The organism is Paenibacillus sp. p3-SID1389, from assembly GCF_025151705.1.
Classification (GTDB): Bacteria; Bacillota; Bacilli; order Paenibacillales; family Paenibacillaceae; genus Fontibacillus; species Fontibacillus phoenicis.
On record NZ_JALXVO010000051.1, the window covers coordinates 23,674 to 30,118 of the forward strand.

At 45.3% G+C, this 6,445-nt stretch carries 5 protein-coding genes; all 5 read right to left on the reverse strand.

Annotation, left to right across the window (positions count from 1 at the left end; translation table 11 throughout):
* Window positions 1-78: 78 nt before the first annotated feature.
* The 5 genes from M3G15_RS17545 to M3G15_RS17565 all read right to left on the reverse strand — a co-directional run bounded on the left by M3G15_RS17545 (window position 79) and on the right by M3G15_RS17565 (window position 6,045).
* The gene (locus M3G15_RS17545) at window positions 79-906 is read right to left on the reverse strand and encodes a carbohydrate ABC transporter permease (protein ID WP_260071623.1); all 828 of its coding nucleotides are present in this window, start codon (window positions 904-906) and stop codon (window positions 79-81) included.
* Window positions 907-925: 19 nt separating this feature from the next.
* Window positions 926-1,804 (reverse strand): carbohydrate ABC transporter permease, encoded by an 879-nt coding sequence (locus tag M3G15_RS17550; RefSeq protein ID WP_260071624.1) that lies wholly within the window; start codon window positions 1,802-1,804, stop codon window positions 926-928.
* 90 nt (window positions 1,805-1,894) lie between these two features.
* A complete protein-coding gene (locus tag M3G15_RS17555; protein WP_260071625.1) occupies window positions 1,895-3,208 on the reverse strand; it encodes an ABC transporter substrate-binding protein in 1,314 nt (437 codons plus the stop codon).
* Between the two features lie 151 nt (window positions 3,209-3,359).
* The gene (locus tag M3G15_RS17560; protein WP_260071626.1) at window positions 3,360-4,451 is read right to left on the reverse strand and encodes a response regulator transcription factor; all 1,092 of its coding nucleotides are present in this window, start codon (window positions 4,449-4,451) and stop codon (window positions 3,360-3,362) included.
* A complete protein-coding gene (locus M3G15_RS17565; protein WP_260071627.1) occupies window positions 4,426-6,045 on the reverse strand; it encodes a cache domain-containing sensor histidine kinase in 1,620 nt (539 codons plus the stop codon). The genes M3G15_RS17560 and M3G15_RS17565 overlap by 26 nt, the downstream gene beginning before the upstream one ends.
* Window positions 6,046-6,445 lie beyond the last annotated feature (400 nt).

The window sequence follows — 6,445 nt, forward strand, 5'->3', positions numbered from 1 at the left end:
ACGCCTCTCCCCCTGAATAAAAACAATGAGCCTGCTATTTAACAGAACTCATTGTGACCTTATCGTTAAAATCTAATGTCAGCCCTTAACCGCTGATCCAACCGTCATCGCCTTTTCTACCTGTTCACTGAAGAACAGATAAACAATGATCATCGGAAGCGAGGCAATGGTCATCACCGCTCCCATGCCGCCCCAATCGGTGCTGTATTGGCCTTGAAAAAATAGCAGCCCCAGCGGCAAGGTTTTCATGGTCTCATCGGAAATAAGAATATAGGCTAACGTAAATTCGTTCCAATTGTTCAGAAACTGGAAGATCGCGACGGTAGCAACCGCCGGCAGCACCATAGGAACCGCCACTTGCCAGAACATCCGGTATACACTTGCCCCATCAATGCATGCCGCTTCTTCAACCTCTCTAGGAATCCCTTTTAGATACCCATAAAACACCATGGTGGAAAAAGGGAGCCCCATGGCCACATAGGGAAGAATCAGTGCGCCATACGTGTTGGTCAGATGAAAATCTCTAACAAGAATCGCAAGCGGAACCATGATGACCTGCAGCGGAATAAACATACCGACAATCATGTAGATGCGAACATATCCGCTAAACTTCCAAACCAATCGAGAAACGGCAAATGAAAACATGAGCGCTAATATCAGAATCAGAGCCGTTGCTACGCTTGCAACTACAACGCTGTTCACAAAATATTGAGGTATATTAAACTGCGACCAAGCCGTTACATAATTCTCGATCCGAAATTTGGTTGGAAATCCAAACGGGTTGGTCACAAAGATTTCGTCGTTATTTTTCAGAGAATAGGAAACCATCCAAATCAGTGGATAAACGGAAATCACAAAGTAAAGCCATAGAGGAATTTGATAAAGTACACGCACAAATTTTCTCATCTTAAGGTTCCTTCCTTTACTAAGCCACGTCATCGCGGTCAAAGACTTTGTTGATGATCAGCGTCGCGAGAAGTGAAATGACAACCAAGACAACTGCAATCGCACACGCATATCCATAATTGCTTTCAAGGAAGGCGTAACGGTAAACCATAAAAGTTAAGGTATAATTGCTCGTACCTGGACCTCCATTGGTCATAATCAGCATTTGTACGAATGCGCCAATCCCGGATGTAATTGCAATGGTAAAGCAAAATTTAAACGTTTCCCTCATTAACGGCAAAGTAACCAACCAATGAGCCTTCCATTTCCCGCAGCCGTCGATTGTTGCAGCCTCTAAATACTGCTCCGGAATCGATTTAACTCCGGCATACAGTAATGAGAACTGGTAGCCCATGAATTGCCAGGCATTGACAAAAGCAATAGCGATAATGGACTGTGTTGGCGATGTTAGCCAATTTTGTTGATAAGGAATTCCGAGAAGATGAAAAAAACGGTTGATTAAGCCGTTTGTCGGATCGTAGACCGCAATCCACAGTTGGCAAACGACCGTAACCGACAGCACCACCGGTATGAAATAAGCGGTTTTCAGCAGTTTGCGCCCTTTAATTTTGGCATCGGAACAGACCAACGCCAGGATCGTCCCCAGCCCGATTTGAAAGATAACGAGAACCAATGCGAAGATGCCGCCGTTCTTTAGTGAAGTGGTAAACAGCGGATCATGGAACAAATCTATAAAATTACCGAGCCCATTAAACGTGGCTTCACTTAAACCGTCCCAAGTATAAAAACTGCGAAACACGGTCTGCAGAACGGGATAAATGATGGTTACGGTATACACCAGCATCGCTGGCAGCAAAAAAAACAGTATGGCCGGCTTGTTGCTTAAATATCTCCTCATCTCGCTGGCGGCTCCTTCCTTCCCCTTTGATCAGCACCCCTGAACCTGCCAGTATGATAACCGGCAGGCTCAAGGCATTTTGGAATTTTTTTATTTATTTAGAACCCGATTTAGATTTTTCACAAAATCATCGGCCGAAAATCCGTTTACGAGCAAGTTTTGCACATTATCGTCGATCGCATTGCTGATTTCCGTATGATTTAAAGCCTCAGCGTAACCTTGGGCATGAGGCAACACTTCTGACGCCAGTCTTTGCATCATTGCCGGTACATTCTCCGCTTCGACGGGTTTATCAATTTTCGGCGATACGATCGGATTTCCAAGCTTGGTGTATTTGTATTCCGCTGATTTTTGAGCCAAGAAAGCGGCCACCTTTACAGCTAAATCCACATCTTTACTTTTCGGAGAAACCGCGTATCCTTGCGGGGATCCGGAACCCGCCATTTGCAGCTTCATGTTCTCGTAAGTCGCTTCATCTTTGGCTGGCCAATACATGAAGTCAACATTGTCGCCCATCTTCTCTTGCGAACTATAGATCTCCCATTGGCCGTTGACGAACATCGCGGCTTTCCCCGTATAAAATAAGGAAGAAGCTTGATCATAATTCGTGTTGGTCGCGTTGACGTCGAACAACCCGGCTTCCTGCAACACCTTCATTTGCTGGGCGGCTGTGATGGCAGATTGCGGAGTTTCTTTCGGACTATCCTTTTCAAATACACCTAGACCAGCACCGTCCTCACGAGTCAGCAGCCCATTGTACAACGCTGTCGAGATCCATTTTTCTTTGGCAAAAATGGAGAGCGGGACGTATCCTTTGGCTTTCAGTTTCTTAGCGGCATCCGCCAGTTCGTCAATCGTTTTAATTGGAACGGAGATCCCGACTTCCTGAAAAATTTGCTTGTTATAGTAAAGTAACTGGAATTCGATACCGGTATCTGGAAAAGCATAAATATGTCCATCCGGAGCAATAAATTTAGATTCAACCCCCGGATTCAAGTTCGCTTGGTATTGTTTCGTTACCTCGTAATCATCCAGAACAACCACGTTCTGCGACTTGGCAAAGGTTTGAAGCGTTTTCCAATCCGTGTAGAACACATCTGGCATATTGCCGGTTGCAGCATAGGTCTTGAGCTTCTGATTCCCATCTTGTACCGCGGGGTCAAGCTCAATTTCAACATTTGGCATTTCTTTGGCCAGTTCTTCAACTGCATAATCGAAAGGCTTGGATGTATCATCATCAAAATGTTGAGCATACACCCTTAACTTCACCTTTTCCCCTGCAGCTCCATCGGCTTTCGATTCGGTTTGGTTGGCCGTGTTATTGCCGCCGCCTCCACAGGCCGATAACGATACGGCCAGAAGTAACGCAAGCGCACTTGTCCAAATTCTTTTGGCTGATCTCATTGTTGTCGTTCCCCTTTCGTGGAATCATGTGAATATAAATGCTTACATAGTCATTTTAGGTTGTAATCGTTTTCTAATTAAGGGGCAAACCGGGCCGCTTCAGGAAAAAACGGGACAAAAAAAGAGGAACATCTGATTCCGCCTCATGTCCTTATTGTGAATATTTTAATTTCTCGAATTCGGTAGGTGTCATGCCAAATTTTTTCTTGAAACATTTGCTGAAATAATTAGGATCACTGAACCCGACAGCCTCTGCTACCGACGCCAGCTTCAAATTTCCTTCCTGCAAAAGTTCCTTCGCCTTCTTCATTCGGGTATGCACAATATGATCCAATACCGAGTAACCGGATTCTTTGCGAAAGACCCGGCGTAAATAACTGGAATCAACGAATACAGCGGCGGCAACATCCTCTACAGATAAATCCTCTTCGTGATAATGCTGCTCAATATAAGTTTTGGAGGCCAGAAACAGCTTATAAGATTTGCTCGGGAGAGGGTTCTCGGTCAACTTGACGATTCTTTCAAAAAAGGATAACATCCAAGCTTCAGCTTCAGCCCAAGTTGAAAAATGACGGAGGCGGTTAGCAGGCGCTTGCTCCGGATGGTGCCCCCACAAATTCTCACTCGGAACCCCCCGCTCTGCAGCAAAGGACAAGCCTACAGATACAAGACCCATCAGCATCGTAAATGCATATTCACTGTTGACATCGGATGTCTGGAGCCGCCGAACCGAACGCTTGACTTCATCAGAAAGATCCGGGTCCCTAAAGCGAAGAGACATCATGATATTTTGGTGAATATCCGCGGCTTGCTCGAATGGCCTGGAATCCTTCGGCCCCTCTTCCTGCTCCTGATTCACGTCGTGCAGTTCAGGCAACACAGGGCGGATTCGCTCCAGCATCGCCGCTAACTCCTCCCGATCAAACGGCTTAAGTAAATAGTCATTAACGCCCAATCGAACGGCTTGTCTCACATAATCAAATTCATTATGGCCCGTTACAAATACAATGACCATGCCCGGAAATCGGACTTTTAACTGTTCAGCAAGATCAAGCCCGCTCATAAAGGGCATATTGATATCGATCAGGGATAGATGCGGATGATGCTTCTGGGCTTCATCCAAAGCTTCTTTTCCGTTGCGCGCCTCGCAACACACCTTAAATCCATAAGTCTCCCAATTCATTTTCATGCGCAAATAATCGCGAAACAAGGGTTCATCATCCACGATCATAACTTTGTACATGAGTCTCTGACCTCCTGTCGTTAACCAAAGGGATCGCCAGTTCTAATCTTGTTCCCTTCCCTTCTTCACTCGAAATGTTCATCCCGTATTGCGGTCCGAAATACAATTGAATTCGCTCCTGGACACTATAAATACCAATCGACTGGATTGGCTTGTTCTCCGATCGATAGGAGGCCGCCTCTTTCAGCCGCTCCTCACTCATTCCAATACCGTTATCCTCAACGACGATGATCGTTTTGTTCTCCTCTTCTCGAGCTGTTATCCGGATCAGTCCCGGCTCCCCTTTCGTTTTCAACCCGTGATAGATCGCATTTTCTACCAAGGGTTGCAAGGAGAGCTTTGGAATCGGCGCAGACTTTAGTTCTTCAGGAACATCGATTTCATAGCTGAAAATATCAGGATACCGCATTTTCATAATGGACAAATAGTCAATGGTCATTTTAAGCTCCTGCTCAAGAATAATCAGCTCTCGTCCTTTGCTTAGTACAATGCGGTAGAAGTCGGCCAAGGCTTTTGTCGTATTTCTCGCCTCCACATTGCGTTCCATGTCGTTCAGAATATAAATCGTGTCCAACGTATTGTACAGGAAATGCGGCTTCACCTGGGAAGTGACCAAAGCCAATTCGTATTCTCTCTTGCGCATCTGTTCCTCTTTCATCGACCGCATCAGTTCATGAATCTGCTGGATCATCTTATTAAATACGCGAGAAATCAACCCCACTTCATCCTGGGTCCGTACAGGGGATTGAACCTGTAAATTGCCTTCCATGACGCGGCGCATCGCTTTGGTCAGCTGTTGAAGCGGATATAGTACAGCCTTGGACAACAGATTGGCTCCGATGATCGAGAGAACCAGACAGCAAAAACCGATGAGAATAATCAAGCGGATGTTCTTCCCAATATCCTTCGTTAAAATCGCAACATCGACCACGGTAAGCAGCTTCCAGTTCAAACTCGGAAAATCAGTGACTGTCAGCAGCCATTTGCCGTCCACGTTTTGGGTTCTTGTTTCTGGATTCCCTTTCGCTTCCGCAAGCAACCGGTATTCAGCAGGATCGGTGACAGGCTGTAAAATCCGCTCTTTCTCCGGACTAGCCACGATCATCTGACGTTCGTCGATCAAATAATATTTTTTCTGATTCGATGGCTCGGAGCTTCCTAGAAAAGCAGACAAGGTAGGTTCCTTGATCATCAAATACAGCGTTCCGTATTTTTCCCCTGAATTGATATCAACTACCACTTTGCCTAAGGTCAAGACGGGCACATCCGGATCCGGAGTCAGGAAATCCCGTTGTTCCATCGGAAACCAATAAGCCGACCCGTAACTTCCCTGCTTTAACAACTTTTGAGTCAGTCCGCTGTAGTTTACAGCGGTTTCATCCTTTTCAGGAACATACGAAGTATATATTTTTCCGTTCGTATCAATGAAGACAGCCGCATCCACTTCACTGAATAATGACAAGTTGGTGGTCAGGCGGCTCTGCATATGGGCTCTAAACCGATTTTCTTCCACCTCATTCCGCTGAACGGGGAAGTTCTCGTACAACCGATTCAAATCAGTAACAAGCATATTGGAGCAAATTTCCATGTTCATCTTGATGGAATCCAGCTTATTGATGATCAGTCGAGATTCATTAATGACGTCATTGACACTTCGATCAATCAGGGAATTACTAAAAATTCGACTTGATAAGAAAGCCAAGACGCACAGAGGTATAAGGATTAGCGGGATAAACACGGTGAGCAGCTTGCTTCTAAACGATAACCCCCCAAACCAAATCCAGATTCGCTGCTTCATGCTGAAGGACACCTCTCTTTCCGAAACGTCTGCCATAAGCGTACTATACTTTAAAATGCAAGTGTAATCCCGTCCACTTGTATATTGTTAGGGCTTTATTTACAGCTTGTTCAATCCCTTTAAAAAGTATGGGGTTGGTGTTATTGAATATCTCCGCTACATACGCAGAAAATATCGGGGTAATTTCTATAATCAA